This window comes from Arcobacter sp. F2176, from assembly GCF_004116465.1.
Lineage (GTDB): Bacteria > Campylobacterota > Campylobacteria > Campylobacterales > Arcobacteraceae > Arcobacter > Arcobacter siniprincipis.
On the sequence record NZ_PDJV01000031.1, the window covers coordinates 1 to 16330 of the forward strand.

The 16330-nt window shown below is 28.0% G+C and carries 13 protein-coding genes and 2 tRNA genes; all 15 read left to right on the top strand.

The features are described 5' to 3' along the window. The first annotated feature begins 119 nt into the window (after window positions 1-119). The 15 genes from CRU95_RS15455 (at window position 120) to CRU95_RS15525 (ending at window position 16206) form a co-directional block, all read left to right on the top strand. A tRNA-Ser gene (locus CRU95_RS15455) sits at window positions 120-208 on the top strand. 47 nt (window positions 209-255) lie between these two features. Next, a tRNA-Cys gene (locus tag CRU95_RS15460) sits at window positions 256-331 on the top strand. A gap of 202 nt (window positions 332-533) precedes the next feature. Further along, window positions 534-1568, top strand: coding sequence for a UDP-glucose 4-epimerase GalE (gene galE / locus CRU95_RS15465; RefSeq protein ID WP_129102019.1), 1035 nt, complete (start codon window positions 534-536; stop codon window positions 1566-1568). After that, window positions 1565-2782 carry a nucleotide sugar dehydrogenase gene (locus tag CRU95_RS15470; protein ID WP_129102020.1) on the top strand — a complete coding sequence of 406 codons (1218 nt, stop codon included), beginning with the start codon at window positions 1565-1567 and terminating at the stop codon, window positions 2780-2782. The genes galE and CRU95_RS15470 overlap by 4 nt, the downstream gene beginning before the upstream one ends. Before the next feature lie 13 nt (window positions 2783-2795). After that, window positions 2796-3878 (top strand): NAD-dependent epimerase, encoded by a 1083-nt coding sequence (locus CRU95_RS15475; protein ID WP_129102021.1) that lies wholly within the window; start codon window positions 2796-2798, stop codon window positions 3876-3878. A 1-nt stretch (window position 3879) separates the two neighbouring features. Further along, entirely contained in the window at window positions 3880-5139 is a 1260-nt protein-coding gene (locus tag CRU95_RS15480; RefSeq protein ID WP_129102022.1) for a nucleotide sugar dehydrogenase, read from the top strand. A 2-nt stretch (window positions 5140-5141) separates the two neighbouring features. Further along, window positions 5142-6524, top strand: a complete 1383-nt coding sequence (locus tag CRU95_RS15485) for a mannose-1-phosphate guanylyltransferase/mannose-6-phosphate isomerase (RefSeq protein WP_129102023.1) — start codon at window positions 5142-5144, stop codon at window positions 6522-6524. Window positions 6525-6557: 33 nt separating this feature from the next. Next, window positions 6558-7706, top strand: coding sequence for a GDP-mannose 4,6-dehydratase (gene gmd, locus CRU95_RS15490; protein WP_129102024.1), 1149 nt, complete (start codon window positions 6558-6560; stop codon window positions 7704-7706). A gap of 1 nt (window position 7707) precedes the next feature. Beyond that, entirely contained in the window at window positions 7708-8772 is a 1065-nt protein-coding gene (locus CRU95_RS15495; protein WP_129102031.1) for a GDP-L-fucose synthase, read from the top strand. Then, the gene (rfbA, locus tag CRU95_RS15500) at window positions 8769-9647 is read left to right on the top strand and encodes a glucose-1-phosphate thymidylyltransferase RfbA (RefSeq protein WP_129102025.1); all 879 of its coding nucleotides are present in this window, start codon (window positions 8769-8771) and stop codon (window positions 9645-9647) included. The genes CRU95_RS15495 and rfbA overlap by 4 nt, the downstream gene beginning before the upstream one ends. Further along, window positions 9637-10701: a dTDP-glucose 4,6-dehydratase gene (gene rfbB / locus CRU95_RS15505; RefSeq protein ID WP_129102026.1), complete on the top strand. Its 1065-nt coding sequence runs from the start codon at window positions 9637-9639 to the stop codon at window positions 10699-10701. Before rfbA ends, rfbB begins: the two co-directional genes overlap by 11 nt. Then, window positions 10698-11771, top strand: coding sequence for a DegT/DnrJ/EryC1/StrS aminotransferase family protein (locus CRU95_RS15510; protein WP_129102027.1), 1074 nt, complete (start codon window positions 10698-10700; stop codon window positions 11769-11771). The genes rfbB and CRU95_RS15510 overlap by 4 nt, the downstream gene beginning before the upstream one ends. Further along, window positions 11768-13063, top strand: a complete 1296-nt coding sequence (locus CRU95_RS15515) for an ATP-grasp domain-containing protein (protein WP_129102028.1) — start codon at window positions 11768-11770, stop codon at window positions 13061-13063. Before CRU95_RS15510 ends, CRU95_RS15515 begins: the two co-directional genes overlap by 4 nt. A 6-nt stretch (window positions 13064-13069) precedes the next feature. Beyond that, window positions 13070-14485: an MBOAT family protein gene (locus CRU95_RS15520; RefSeq protein WP_129102029.1), complete on the top strand. Its 1416-nt coding sequence runs from the start codon at window positions 13070-13072 to the stop codon at window positions 14483-14485. Between the two features lie 8 nt (window positions 14486-14493). After that, window positions 14494-16206 carry a hypothetical protein gene (locus CRU95_RS15525; RefSeq protein ID WP_129102030.1) on the top strand — a complete coding sequence of 571 codons (1713 nt, stop codon included), beginning with the start codon at window positions 14494-14496 and terminating at the stop codon, window positions 16204-16206. Window positions 16207-16330: the final 124 nt, after the last annotated feature.

The window sequence follows — 16330 nt, forward strand, 5'->3', positions numbered from 1 at the left end:
TAATCTACCAAATAGTGCGAGTGTGGCGGAATAGGTAGACGCGTTGGCCTTAAAATCCCATTCCGTTTTCGGAGTGTCGGTTCGATTCCTACCATTCGCACCACTATTATATTAATGTTAGAGAGTTGCCAGAGTTGGTCGAATGGACCGGTTTTGAAAACCGGCGAGGTTCACGCCTCCGAGGGTTCGAATCCCTTGCTCTCTGCCACTTTAATTAAATCGTTTAATTCTTATTTTATATGATTTAATATTTACGGAGCTATAGCAAAGTTGGTAATGCCTCGGATTGCAAATCCGATATGCGTTGGTTCGAGTCCGACTAGCTCCTCCACTTTTATCTAACACAAAACTCCAAAACTATATTTAAATGTTAGAGTAAGAAACTGATTTAATAATACACTTAATCTTTACATTAAACATATTAATTATCAAAATCAAATATTTTTTGTAACTTTTGATTAACTATTTAAATACAAATTAAAGATTCTATTTGGTATAATCTCACACTAGAATTAAAGAATGAGAGATACAATTTGAATATATTAATAACAGGTGGCGCAGGATACATTGGAAGCCATGTAGCAAAGCAATTATTAGAAACCACAAGTTACAATATAATCATACTTGATAATCTATCAACAGGTAGTATAAAAACACTTGATACCTTAAAAGCAATTAGAGAATTCAAATTTATACAGCTTGACTTAAAAGAGTTTGATGAAATAAATAATGTATTAAAAGAAAATAAAATAAATACAATCATCCACTTTGCCGCAAGTATAGTAGTACCTGAATCAGTTGAAAATCCATTAAAATATTATATGAACAATACAGTTAATACAACAAACCTAATCAAATGTGCAGTTGAAAATAATGTGAGTAAATTTATATTTTCAAGTACAGCTGCTGTTTATGGAGAACCAACAAATATTCCAGAAAATGGAATAGATGAAACTTATCCAACAAATCCGATAAACCCATATGGTATGAGTAAACTAATGAGTGAAAAAGTCTTACAAGATACAGCAAGTGTAAATGATGATTTTAAATATGTCATATTTAGATATTTCAATGTAGCAGGGGCTGATATTAACTATGAAGATGATAAATTAACTCCAAGAATAGGACAAAGTTTCCCAAATGCAACACATCTAATAAAAATAGTAAGTGAATGTGCTACAGGGGAAAGAGATAAGATGTCTATATTTGGTGATGACTTTGATACTAAAGATGGTACTGGAGTTCGAGATTATATTCATGTGGATGATTTAGCTGATGCTCACATAAAAGCGATAAAATATCTTGATAATAATATAAGCGAAATTTTCAATGCTGGATATGGTAAAGGCTATTCAGTAAAAGAAGTAATCGAAGTAGCAAAAAAAGCTGCAAATGCTAATTTTCAAGTAAATATCACCTCAAGAAGAGCCGGTGACCCAGCTATTTTAATATCTGACAATAGAAAAATAAAATCAAAAATGTCTTGGACACCTAAATATGAAAAATTAGAATTAATATGTAAAAGTGCATATGAGTGGGAAAATAGATTAGGAGAAAATATCAAATGAAAATAGCAATAGCTGGAACAGGATATGTTGGTTTATCAAATGGAATTTTATTATCACAACACAATGAAGTGGTTGCATTAGATATTATTCCTGAAAAAGTTGAGATGTTAAAGAAAAAAATATCTCCAATAGAAGATAAAGAGATAGAAGAGTACCTAAAGAGAGATGATTTAAACTTTACTGCAACTTTAGATAAAGAGCAAGCATATAAAGATGCTGATTATGTAATCATTGCAACGCCAACAGATTATGATCCACAAACGAACTATTTCAACACAAAATCAATAGAATATGTTATTTCTGATGTATTAACTATAAACCCAAACACAACAATGGTAATAAAATCAACTATTCCAGTTGGATATACAAAAACACTAAGAGAAAAATTCAATACTGACAATATTATATTTTCCCCAGAATTCTTAAGAGAAGGACTTGCTTTATATGATAACTTATATCCATCAAGAATAATTGTTGGTGAAAAAAGTGAAAGAGCAACTATTTTTGCAAATTTTTTGGCACAAGGTGCAATAAAAGAGAATATTGATATTCTTTTTACAGATTCTACAGAAGCAGAGGCTATAAAACTTTTTGCAAATACATACTTGGCCATGAGAGTTGCATATTTTAATGAATTAGACTCTTATGCTCAATCTCATGATTTAGATAGTAGACAAATCATTGAAGGTGTAGGTTTAGACCCAAGAATAGGAACACATTACAACAATCCAAGCTTTGGTTATGGTGGATACTGTTTACCAAAAGATACAAAACAACTAAGAGCAAACTACGCAGATGTCCCATCAAATCTAATCAACGCCATAGTAGAGTCAAACTCTACAAGAAAAGATTTTATAGCAGATTCTATTATTAAAAAGTTAAGAAAATCAAAGCTAGCAAATGCGGTTTCGCAAAGCGAAAAGCTTCCTGGAAAAATTGTAGGTATCTATAGACTTGTAATGAAATCAGGAAGTGATAACTTTAGAAGCTCAGCTATTCAAGGTATAATGAAAAGAATAAAAGCAAAAGGTATAGAAGTAGTTGTTTATGAACCAGTTATAGAAGAAAATGACTTTTTTAACTCAAAAGTGATTAAAGATTTAGAAGAGTTTAAAAATATTTCTGATGTAATTGTAGCAAATAGATTAAGTGAAGATATACTTGATGTAAAAGATAAAGTTTACACAAGAGATATATTTAACAGTGATAGTTAAGAGGAAAAAAATATTGAAGATATTAGTAACAGGAACAGCAGGATTTATTGGTAGTCATTTAGCAATAAAACTGTTAGAACGAGGTGATGAGGTTATAGGATTAGATAATATTAATGATTACTATGACCAAAATGTAAAATATGGAAGATTACAAAGATCAGGAATAATTGATTTTCTTGAAGACGGCAAAGAAATTCCATATGGGAAACTTATTAAATCAAATAATAATCCTAATTATAAATTTATAAAAATGAATCTTGAAGATAAAGATGCGATGATGCAACTTTTTGAGCAAGAAAAATTTGATGCTGTTTGTAATCTAGCAGCTCAAGCGGGAGTTAGATATTCTCTTACTAATCCAGATGCTTATATAGATTCAAATATTATAGGTTTTATGAATATTTTAGAGGCTTGTAGGCATCATGGAGTAAAAAATTTATCATATGCTTCAAGTTCATCTGTTTATGGACTTAATGAAGAACTACCTTTTTCTACTAACCACAATGTAGATCATCCTATTTCACTTTATGCAGCTAGTAAAAAAAGTAATGAACTTATGGCTCATACTTATTCTCATCTTTTTGATATATCAACAACAGGTCTTAGATTCTTTACAGTTTATGGACCATGGGGAAGACCAGATATGGCTCTTTTTTTATTTACTAAAGCTGCTTTAGAAGGAAAATCAATAGATGTATTTAATAATGGAAATATGCTTAGAGATTTTACTTATGTTGATGATATAGTAGAAGGAGTAATTAGAGTTATTGATAATCCTGCCAAAGTAAATAAAAGTTGGGATAAAAAAGAACCTTCAACATCATCTGCACCATATAAAATATATAATATTGGAAATAACAATCCTGTTAAGCTTATGGACTTTATAGAAGCTATAGAAAATAAGTTAGGTAAAAAAATAAAAAAAAATATGCTACCAATCCAAGCTGGAGATGTTCCTTCAACTTATGCTGATGTAAGTGATTTGGTTGAAAATTTAAATTATAAACCAGAAACACCAATACAGGAAGGAATTGATAATTTTATTGATTGGTATTTAAAGTTTTTTGGACTTAACCAAGATGGGAGTACAAAATAATATGCAAAATATAAGTGGTGTAAAAATATGTGTAATTGGATTAGGATATGTAGGATTACCTTTAGCTCATGCATTTAGTGAAAAATATCAAGTAGTTGGGTTTGATATATCTGCTTGGAGAATTGATGAATTAAAAAGTGGTTATGATAGAACTTTAGAATTAACAGAAGCACAAGTCAAAAAAGCACTTAATAATGGAATGAAATTTACATTAGATATAAATGATATAAAAGATTGTAATGTTTATATCGTTACTGTTCCCACTCCAATTGATAAAAATAAAAGGCCTGATTTAACACTACTTATAAAAGCAAGTGAAACAATAGGAAGAGTGCTTAAACAAGATGATATTGTTATTTATGAATCTACAGTTTATCCTGGTGCTACAGAAGAAGATTGTGTTCCTATTCTTGAAAAACATTCAAATTTGAAATTTAACCAAGATTTTTATTGTGGATACTCACCTGAAAGAATCAATCCAGGCGATAAAGAACATACAGTAACAAAAATACTTAAAGTTACTTCAGGTTCAACTCCAGAAATTGGGAAAAAAGTAGATGAACTTTATGCTAGTATTATCACTGCTGGGACTCATTTAGCTCCAACTATTAAGGTTGCAGAAGCTGCAAAAGTTATTGAGAATTCTCAAAGGGATATAAATATAGCATTTGTAAATGAACTTGCAATTATTTTTAATAAATTAGGAATAAATACTAATGATGTTCTTGAAGCAGCTGGTACAAAATGGAACTTTTTACCATTTAGACCAGGGTTAGTAGGAGGACATTGTATAGGGGTAGATCCCTATTATCTTACACATAAAGCACAGCAAGTAGGATACAATCCTGAAATTATACTTGCAGGAAGAAGACTAAATGATAATATGGGTATTTATGTAGCTAATCAAGTAATAAAACTAATGATAAAAAAAGGCCACAAAATCGAAGGATCTAATATTCTTGTATTAGGTATTACATTTAAAGAAAATTGTCCTGATATAAGAAACTCTAGAGTTATAGATGTTATAGAAGAACTAAAAGAGTTTGGGTGTAATATAACAGTTTCTGATTACTGGGTTGATAAAGATGAAGTTAAAAATGAATATAATTTAGATTTGAAGAATGATGTTATATATGAAGATTATGAAGCAATTATACTTGCTGTTGCTCACGATAAATATAAAGTATTAGAGTTTAATAATGAGAATCAAATTATTTATGATATTAAATCTATTTTAAAAAATAGTAATGGAAGGTTATAATAATGACAAACCTAATATTATGCGGAGGAAGTGGGACAAGACTATGGCCAATAAGTCGAACACTTATGCCAAAACAGTTTGTAAAACTTTTTAATAACAAATCACTCTTCCAATTAACAGTTGAAAGAAATAATAAAGTATGTAATAAAAATTTCATAGTATCAAATACAGAACAATACTTTTTAGCATTAGACCAATTGGAAGAAAATTCAAAATTCAAAATTCAAGATTTAAAATTTTTATTAGAGCCAATAGGAAGAAACACTGCACCAGCAATTGCTTTAGCTTGTATGGCATTAGATAAAGAAGAAATTGTTTTAGTAACACCCTCAGATCACCTAATAAAAAATGAAATAGAATATAAAAAAGTTATAAACCAAGCAAAAGAGTTTGCGAATGATGAAAAATTAGTAACCTTTGGAATAACTCCAACTTTTGCAGAGACTGGATATGGATATATTGAATCTGAGAATAAATATGATGTAAAAGCCTTTCATGAAAAGCCAGACTTAAATATAGCAACACAATATTTAAAAGCAGGTAATTATTACTGGAACTCAGGAATGTTTATGTTTAAAGCAGGAGTATTTCTAGATGAACTAAAAAAATATTCCCCAGAAATTTATGAAAATTCTTTAATAGCATTTAATAATGCAAATAAAGAAAATATAATAAGAATAAAACATGAAGATATGATAAATATACCAGAAGATAGTATAGATTACGCTGTAATGGAAAAATCAGATAAAGTAAAAGTAATCCCCTCAGATATTTCGTGGAGTGATGTAGGAAGCTTTGATAGCTTGTATGATGAACTTCCAAAAGATGAAAATAATAATACAATAAATGATAATCATATTTGTATAGATTCAACTAATAATTTAATCTATGGTAATGATAGAAAAATAGCAACAGTAGATATAAAAGATTGTATTATCGTTGATACTGGAGATGCACTTTTAGTTTCAAAAAAAGGCTCTAGCCAAAAAGTAAAACAAGTTGTTCAAAAACTAAAAGAGCAAAAAAGTGAACTTCATAATGTACACTTAACAGGGCATAGACCTTGGGGGACATATACTATTTTAGAAAATAGCCCTGGTTATAAAATAAAAAAAATAGAAGTAAAATCAGGAAAAAGATTATCTTTACAAAAACATTTTCATAGAAATGAACATTGGATAGTAGTATCAGGTTGTGCTACAGTTACAATAGAAGATAAAACATTTATTTTAAACCCAAATGAGTCAACATATATAAAAGCAGGACAATTGCACAGACTTGAAAATCAAGGTAAATTACCTTTAGTAATTATTGAGGCACAAGTAGGTGAATATACAGGTGAAGATGATATCGTTAGAATTGATGATGACTTTAAAAGAAATTAGATAAAATAATAAATAAACAAAAGTAGGATAAGTATGATAGAACAAAAAGTAGCATTAATCACAGGAATAACAGGACAAGATGGAAGTTATTTAGCAGAATTTTTACTAAAAAAAGGTTATGAAGTACATGGTATAAAAAGAAGAAGTTCTTTGTTCAATACAGATAGAATTGATCACCTTTATGAAGATCCTCATGTAGAAAATAGAAACTTAATACTACACTTTGGGGATATGACAGATTCTATGAATCTTACTCGTATCATTCAAGAAGTACAACCTGATGAAATATATAATTTAGCTGCAATGAGTCATGTTGCCGTTTCATTTGAAACACCAGAATATGTTGCAAATGCAGATGGAACAGGAACACTTAGAATTTTAGAAGCGGTAAAACTTTTAGGCTTAACAAAAAAGACAAAAATATATCAAGCTTCAACTAGTGAACTTTTTGGAAAAGTACAAGAAACACCACAAAGTGAAACAACACCTTTTTATCCTAGAAGCCCATATGCAGTAGCAAAAATGTATGCGTATTGGATAACTGTAAACTATAGAGAAGCTTATGGAATGTTTGCTTGTAATGGTATTTTATTTAACCATGAAAGTCCTGTACGAGGTGAAACATTCGTAACAAGAAAAATAACAAGAGCTGCATCTAAAATAGCTCTTGGACTACAAGATAAACTATACCTTGGAAATCTAGATGCAAAAAGAGATTGGGGACATGCAAAAGATTATGTACGAATGATGTGGATGATTTTACAAGCTGATGAACCAGAAGATTGGGTTATAGCAACAGGTCAAACTACAACTGTAAGAGATTTCGTAAAATTTGCTTTTGCTTATGCTGGTATTAACTTAAGATTTGAAGGTGAGGGAGTTGATGAAGTTGGAATTGTTGATTCAGTTGATATTGCTAAATATGAGCAAGTAACTAATAACAAATATACCAATAACCTAGACAACAAAGTTGTCGTATGTGTTGACCCTAGATATTTTAGACCAACAGAAGTTGATTTACTTTTAGGAAACCCTACTAAAGCAGAAACAAAACTTGGATGGAATAGAGAGTATAAACTACAAGATTTAGTAAATGATATGATGAAATCAGATTTAAAATTAATGACAAAAGATGTTTATCTAAAAGATGGTGGATATAAAATTATGAGTTACTTTGAATAAGATGAAAAAAAATAGTAAAATTTATATTGCTGGACATAGAGGTTTAGTTGGTTCTGCAATAGTAAAAAACCTTCAAAGTAAAGGCTATACTAATTTAATATATAGAACTCATAAGGAATTAGACTTACTAAATCAAAAAGATGTAGAAGAATTTTTTCAAACTGAAAAACCAGAATATGTAATACTAGCTGCTGCAAAAGTAGGTGGAATAATTGCAAATAATACATACAGAGCAGATTTCATTTATGAAAACTTGCAAATTCAAAATAATATAATTCATCAAAGTTATGTTCATAAAGTAAAAAAACTACTCTTCTTAGGATCAACTTGCATTTATCCAAAAAATGCTCCTCAACCTATGAGTGAAGATAGTTTATTAACATCTCCTTTAGAATATACAAATGAGCCATATGCAATAGCAAAAATAGCAGGTATAAAAATGTGTGAGAGTTATAACCTACAATATGGTACAAACTTTATATCAGTAATGCCAACAAATCTTTATGGACCAAATGATAACTTTGATTTAGAGAAGTCTCATGTATTACCTGCACTTATCAGAAAAATATATTTAGCAAAACTTTTAAATGAAGAAAAGTATAATGAAGTTTTACAAGATTTAAATATGAATTCTATACAAGAAGTAATTACTTATCTTTCAAAATTTGGAGTTTCAAAAGATTCAGTTGAGATTTGGGGAACAGGAAATCCAAGAAGAGAATTTTTATACTCAGAAGATATGGCTGATGCTTGTGTATTTTTACTAAAAAGTAGAGATTTTAAAGATACCTATAAAGAAGCAAACAAAGAGATAAGAAACACTCATATTAATATAGGTACAGGTGAAGATATCTCTATCAAAGAACTTGCAGAACTTATCAAAGATATCCTTGGATTCAAAGGTAATCTAGTATTTAACACAGACAAACCAGATGGAACAATGGTAAAGCTAACAGATCCATCAAAACTTCATTCTCTAGGTTGGCAACATAAGGTTGACCTTGAAGATGGGATAAAGACTATGTATGAATGGTATTTAAATAAAGAAGATGGGGAAAAACTATGAAAGGAATAATTTTAGCTGGAGGTTCAGGGACACGACTTTACCCAGTTACTAGAAGTATAAGTAAGCAACTTCTTCCTATTTATGATAAACCTATGATTTATTACCCACTTTCAGTTTTGATGCTTGCTGGAATAAAAGAGATACTTATCATCTCAACACCACAAGATATTGGCAAATTTAAAGAATTGTTGGGAGATGGGAGTGATTGGGGTATAAAATTAGAGTATAAAATCCAACCATCTCCAGATGGGTTAGCCCAAGCATTTATTTTAGGAGAAGACTTTATAGGAAATGATTCAGTTTGTTTAATACTTGGAGACAATATCTTTTATGGACAAGGTTTTTCTCCTATTCTACAAAATGCAGCTTCAATCAAAGAGGGAGCAGTTGTATTTGGATATCAAGTAAAAGACCCTGAAAGATTTGGTGTAGTAGAATTTGATAAAGATAAAAATGCAATAAGCATAGAAGAAAAACCTACTAAACCAAAATCAAACTTTGCAGTAACTGGACTATATTTTTATGACAATGATGTAATAAAAATAGCTAAAAATGTAAAACCTTCAGACAGAGGTGAGCTTGAAATTACAACAGTAAATCAAGAGTATCTCAAAAGAGGAAAATTAAAAGTTGAACTTTTAGGTCGTGGATTTGCATGGCTTGATACGGGAACACATGATAGTCTTATAGAAGCAGGACAATTTGTACAAACTATAGAACATAGACAAGGGTATAAAATAGCTTGTCTTGAAGAGATAGCTTATAATAATGGTTGGATAAATAAAGAAAAAATTCTTGAAATAGCAAAACCACTTTCCAAAAATGAATATGGACAATACCTTTATGACCTTGTAAAGGAAGATGATGCTCAATAACAATAATAAAACCTTACTAATTACAGGAACAGCAGGATTCATTGGTTCAAACTTTGTACCATACTTTTTAGAAAAATATCCAGAGTATAACTTAGTAAATCTAGATCTGCTCACTTATGCAGGTAATCTTGAAAATCTTACTGAATGTGAGAATAACCCTAGATATAAATTTATCAAAGGTGATATTTGTAATCGTGAGCTTGTAGAGTTTATATTCAACGAATATGATATACAAGGAGTAATTCATTTTGCAGCAGAATCTCATGTAGATAATAGTATCAAAAACCCTGGGGTATTTGTACAAACAAATGTAAATGGAACTTATACTCTTGTAGATGTAGCAAAAAACTATTGGATGAAAAAACCATTTATTTATAAATCAAATTTCCAAAATTGTAGATTTCATCATATATCAACAGATGAAGTATATGGAACATTAAGCCTAGATCCAAATGATCTTTTTACTGAGAAAACACCTTATGCTCCAAACTCTCCATATAGTGCTAGCAAAGCTTCATCTGATATGATTGTCCGAGCTTATGTAGAGACATTTGGATTAAATGCTGTTATAACAAACTGCTCAAATAATTATGGTCCAAAACAACATGATGAAAAACTAATTCCAACAATCATAAGAAATGCTCTAAATAATAATCCTATTCCAATCTATGGAGATGGGAAAAACATTAGAGATTGGTTATATGTATTAGATCACTGTAAAGGGATAGACCTCGTATATCACAATGGTAATAAAGGTGAAACATATAATATAGGTGGAAGAAATGAAAGAACAAACCTTCAAATAGTTGATAGAATATGTACTATTCTTGATGAAAAAGTTCCTCTTTCGTCATTCCGAGGAACGAAGCAATCCCTATCTTCATACAAAGACCTTATCACTTTGGTAGAAGATAGAGCAGGACACGATAGAAGATATGCAATTGATGCAACTAAACTAGTACTTGAGCTTGGTTGGAGAGCAGATGAGAACTTTGATAGTGGAATTGTGAAAACTATTGAATGGTATTTAAATAAATATGGAATAAATAAATGATTAATGTAACAAAAACATATCTTCCAAACAAAGAAAAATATAAAAAGTATATAGATGAAATCTACGAAAATGGATGGCTTACAAACAATGGTCCGTTAGTCCAAAGACTTGAAAAAAGACTTGCTGAATATTTAGGAGTTAAAAATATAATTTTAGTTTCAAATGGTACAGTAGCTCTTGAGATAGCATATAGAACTTTGGATATAAAAGGATTTGCTATTACGACTCCTTTTAGTTTTGTGGCAACTACAAGTTCACTTGTAACAAACAATATTTTACCTATATTTGCAGATATTGACCAAAATTCATTTAATCTAGACCCTAAAAATATAGAAAAGCTCATCACACCAAACACTTCAGCAATAGTTCCTGTACATGTTTTTGGAAATGCTTGTGAAGTAGAAGAAATAGAACAAATAGCTAATAAACATAATCTTAAAGTGATTTATGATGCAGCACATGCTTTTGATGTACAATACAAAGACAAAAGTTTATTAAACTATGGAGATATATCAACTCTTAGTTTTCATTCAACTAAACTTTTTCATAGTATAGAAGGTGGAGCTTTAATCATTAATGATGATAAGTTAGTGCAAAAAGCAAGATACCTTATAAACTTTGGTATAAAAAATGCGGAAGAAATACCACATCTAGGTACTAATGCTAAGATGAATGAGTTTGAGGCAGCCATGGGACTTTGTGTACTTGATGACATAGAAGAAATCAAAGCAAAAAGAAAAACTATATTAGAAACTTATCAAAGTAAACTAAAAGGATTGGTGCAGTTTCAAGAGAAAAAAGAAAAAGCAACAGAAAACTACAGTTATTTTCCTGTAGTTTTCAAAAGTGAAGAAGAACTTTTAAAAGTACAAAAAGCTTTAAATGAAAAACAAATATTTCCACGAAGATATTTTTATCCATCTCTTGATACTTTGGATTATATCGAGCCAAAACAAGAGTGTAAAATATCAAGAGATATAAGCAAAAGAATACTTTGTTTACCTATTTATGCTGAATTGGAAAAAGATATTCAAATACAGATTGTAAAAATTATAAAGGAAAATATTTGAAAAACTATAATATTTTAATCTTTCCATGTGGAACTGAAATAGCAAATGAAGCAATAAACTCTTTAAAAAATCACAAGTATTTTAAGTTGCATTTTGCTTCTAGTGAAGGAATTTCTTATTGTAATTATAGAGATAAAGATATCAGTATTTTACCTTATGTTACTGCTGATATATTTGAAGAAAAATTAAACAATCTTATTCAAAATAAAGAAATAAATTTCATTATACCTGCACATGATGATGTTGCTTATGTATTGAGCATTTTAGAGAGTAAATTAAATGCTAAAGTCATCGGTCAAACACAACAAGTCAATGAAATAGTGAGATTTAAAGATAAAACTTATGAATATTTTCAAAACTTACTTCCTATTGCAAAAGTATTTGAAAATACTCCAGCCAAAAATAGTTTTCCAATTTTTACAAAACCTATTAAAGGTCAAGGTTCATTAGATGCACAAAGATTAAATACTCTACAAGAATTTCATACCTTTTTTTCAAACCATAAAAGAGAAGAATTTATTGTAATGGAACTTTTAACAGATGAAGAGTTTACAATAGATTGTTTTTCGGATAAAGGTAATGTATTATATTTTGGTGCTAGAACAAGAGAAAAAACAACAAGAGGAATCTCTATACAATCAACATTTATTTCAGACATAAGTTTAAATAAACAGTTTGAAAAACATGCTACTGTCATTAGTAAAGAGTTAAATTTACATGGAATTTGGTTTTTTCAGATGAAGTTTAATAAAGACAGAGAACTAAGACTGCTAGAAATTGGGCCTAGAGTTTCTGGAACAATGATGTTAAATCGTTCAAGGGGTATAAATTTTGTAGAACTTGCAATTTATCAAAAATTAGGTTTAAAAGTAGAAGTTATAATAAATGATATTCAACTTTCCTTAGCACGAGCATTGGTACCTATTTATAAGCATAATATCCAGTTTGATAATTTATATATTGATTTTGATGACACATTGCTTTTAGATGAAAAATATATCAATACTGAATTAATGAAACTTATATTTCAAGCTAAAAATGAAAACAAAAAAGTTTATCTTATAACAAAAAATAAAAAATTTAATCTTATAAAGACATTACATAAATTTGGAATTACAAATATTTTTGATGAGATTATTCATATTCACGAGAATGATGATAAAACAAACTATATGTTGAATAATTCCATTTTAATAGATGATTCATTTCAGGAAAGAAAAAATGCTAAAGAGAAGGGCATTTATGTATTTGGATTAGATAACTTTTGTATACTATTTTCTAATAAAGTGTAAAATATCATGATTTTTAATAGTTTAGATTTTGTAATATTTTTCTTTATATTTTTTGGATTTTATTTGTTTATTCCTAAAAAAATTAGATATATATTTGTATTAGTATCTAGTTATTATTTTTACACATTTAACGGTTCTGATTGGATATATTTAATTTTAGGATTGACTATATTTGTTTACAGTATGGGATTATTAATTACACGATTTAACAGTTATAAAAAGCTTATTTTAATTAGCACATTATCTATGCTTTTAATTGTTTTAGCATATTACAAATATAGAGAATTTATTTATTTTGGTGTACTTGATATATTTGATTTACAAATAGCTGATTTTAAAAATATTAAGATTTATGATTTACCTTTAGCAATATCTTTTTTTACATTTGAATTTATTCATTACATTGTAGATGTTTATAAAGGTAGCAAACCAATAAAGAATTTTTTTACCTTTGCACTATTTCCGGCTTTTTTCCCAACGATGATAGCAGGTCCTATAAAAAGGTATCAAGATTTTACGAAACAATTACAGCATAACGATGCTTTTTCATTAAAAAGTGAATATTTCTCAAAAGGATTTTATTTAATACTAACAGGATTATTTGTAAAAATAGTTTTTTCAGATTATATTTGTCTTCCTATTGTTGATAAAGTTTATGGAAATTTATCATCAGCATCAAATCTTGATATTTTGTTAGCAATGGTAGGTTTTTCATTTCAAATATTCTACGATTTTGCAGGGTATAGTTTAATTGCTATTGGATTAGCAAAATTGATGGGTATTGATATTCCTATAAATTTTAATTCCCCATATTTAGCAGTCAATGTAAGTGATTTTTGGAAGAGATGGCATATTACACTATCACAGTGGTTGAGGGATTATTTATATATACCTTTAGGTGGATCAAGAACAAGTAAAATAAAAGTTTATAGGAATTTACTCATAACAATGACTTTGGGTGGATTATGGCATGGAGCAGGTTTAAATTTTATAATTTGGGGGATGTTGCATGGAATTGCTCTTGTAGTTTATCATTATTATTCAGAGTGGAGAAAAATTAATATCGTCCCAAATAACTTAATAATTTTAAAACATACTATAGCAGTTACTATAACATTTATATTTGTAACATGTACATGGGTCTTTTTTAGATTAGATTCATTTTATGATGCAATGTTTGTGTTTAATAAATTACTTTCAGTTGGAAGTTATAATGTGTTATTAGTAAATGCTAATGAATATAAATTACTGTTTATTGTTGGATTATTTACATTTATAGGTCCTATAATGTTGAAGAAAATTGAATTAATAATTTATGAACTTTTATATCTAAGGGTGATTTATTTAAATATTTTACTTTTAATAATATTAGTTACTATTCCTCTGTTCAAAAATCCAGTATTTATTTATTTTAAATTTTAGGATTAGTAATGAAAAAAACGATATACGTAATAGTTATAATTTTAGGATTTATTAGTTTTATTAATCTACCATTTTGGAGTGGAATATATGATAGATATTTTTTAAAGAATACAATAGATTATAAATTAACTTTGTTAAATAATATGTCTAAATCACCTGATATAATATTTTTTGGTTCATCGAATAGTGAACAAGGTTTAAATGCACAGACATTAGAAGAAGAATATTCTAAATTAATAAATAAAAAAGTTACAGCATTTAATTTTTCAATCCCAGCCGCTATGTATTTAGAAAAGTATTATTTACTTAAATATTTAGTGGATAAAGGAAAAAAACCAAAACTTATAGTATTACATTATGTTCCTAAAACTAATTTTATCTACACAAAAGATATTTTTTATGCTTCCTATTTTACATATGATAAGGCTTTAAGGATATCAGATTTGTCAGATTTGTCAAAATCTTATATAAGTAATAAAAGTTTATTGGAATTTTATTTTGCATATTTTTACAAACCTTACTTGTATAGAGGAGTATTGTTCGATAATTTAGCAGAATTTTATCATAACATAAGAGAAGGTAAAAATCCTGAAATAAATTTTGTTGGATTAAGAACAAGATACTCTATAAGAGGCGATTTAGAATCTAAGTTTGTACCATCAGAAACTAAATTTGCTAATAAAAAATATGAAGTTTCTAAATTGTTAGCAACTTCATTTAATAAAAAAATTGAGTTTAACGAAAAGCATCAGTATGCTTTTAACAAAATAATCAAGTATGCTAAAGAAAATCATATTGAAGTGTTGATAACCAATATTCCTGAAGTATTAGATATTGCACGTACAAATGAGAATAGTAAGTATTTAGATAGTGTCTTACAAGTAAATAAAGAAATATATGAAGCATATTCAAAAGAAAAAAATGTTCATTTTATTGATTTAATTGGAAATAATAAATTTAATTTATTTGATAGTGTTGATGGGCATCATTTAACATTTAACAGTTCTTTAAAACTAACTAAACTTTTAGCAATGAAGATGTCGTCTGATCTTAAAATAAATAAATTATTTAATAATGATTTTTTAGATCAATCAGAGTTAGATAATAAAAAGGATACTTTAAAATTATTATTTTTAGAAAAAAATCCTTTGAAGAAATACTATTTACTTAAGAATTGTTATGACAATGACATTCAAATTAATAATGAGTATTTAATAAAACTTACAAAAGATGATAATGATTATCTTGCATTACAAGCAACTAATTATTTGTTCAAATATATTGATAAAGAGCATGTTCAAATAAAAATACTTGAAGAGTTAAAAACTCACAAAGTTGGTGGTCCGTATAGTATTGCACGTTTTGAAAATATTATGCAGAATATGATTAATTATAAATTCAAACTAAAGAATAGTGACTTAAAAATAATTGAAGATATATCTTTTGAAGATTTTATTAGATTAAATATTGTTTTTGAGTATTTGCAAAATGTTAATTTAGAAAAACAGTATATACAAAAATATATAGATGTTGCTTTAAAAAAATTAAGTTTAACTAATAATATTGATAATATAGATATATTAATAAATCTATACAATTTAATTAATGTAAAAGGTACGGATGAGCAGATGAATATATTAAAAAATAAATTGTTAATGATGAATATGAAAGACTTACTTAAATATTTAGAAAGTAATTCATATTATGAATCTTTGAAATAAAGGAAAATTGATGAAAAAAATTAGTATCGTTATCCCAGTATATCAAAATGAACTAAATCTAAATTATACAACACAAGAAGTTATAAAATTACAAAAAAAATTTCTAGATATAAATTATAACATG

Coding starts and splice junctions, on each gene's coding strand:
- CRU95_RS15525 (WP_129102030.1), top strand. CDS start 14,494: ATGAAAAAAACGATATACGTAATAGTTATAATTTTAGGATTTATTAGT.
- gmd (WP_129102024.1), top strand. CDS start 6,558: ATGATAGAACAAAAAGTAGCATTAATCACAGGAATAACAGGACAAGAT.
- rfbB (WP_129102026.1), top strand. CDS start 9,637: ATGCTCAATAACAATAATAAAACCTTACTAATTACAGGAACAGCAGGA.
- CRU95_RS15495 (WP_129102031.1), top strand. CDS start 7,708: ATGAAAAAAAATAGTAAAATTTATATTGCTGGACATAGAGGTTTAGTT.
- CRU95_RS15510 (WP_129102027.1), top strand. CDS start 10,698: ATGATTAATGTAACAAAAACATATCTTCCAAACAAAGAAAAATATAAA.
- CRU95_RS15480 (WP_129102022.1), top strand. CDS start 3,880: ATGCAAAATATAAGTGGTGTAAAAATATGTGTAATTGGATTAGGATAT.
- CRU95_RS15470 (WP_129102020.1), top strand. CDS start 1,565: ATGAAAATAGCAATAGCTGGAACAGGATATGTTGGTTTATCAAATGGA.
- CRU95_RS15520 (WP_129102029.1), top strand. CDS start 13,070: ATGATTTTTAATAGTTTAGATTTTGTAATATTTTTCTTTATATTTTTT.
- rfbA (WP_129102025.1), top strand. CDS start 8,769: ATGAAAGGAATAATTTTAGCTGGAGGTTCAGGGACACGACTTTACCCA.
- CRU95_RS15485 (WP_129102023.1), top strand. CDS start 5,142: ATGACAAACCTAATATTATGCGGAGGAAGTGGGACAAGACTATGGCCA.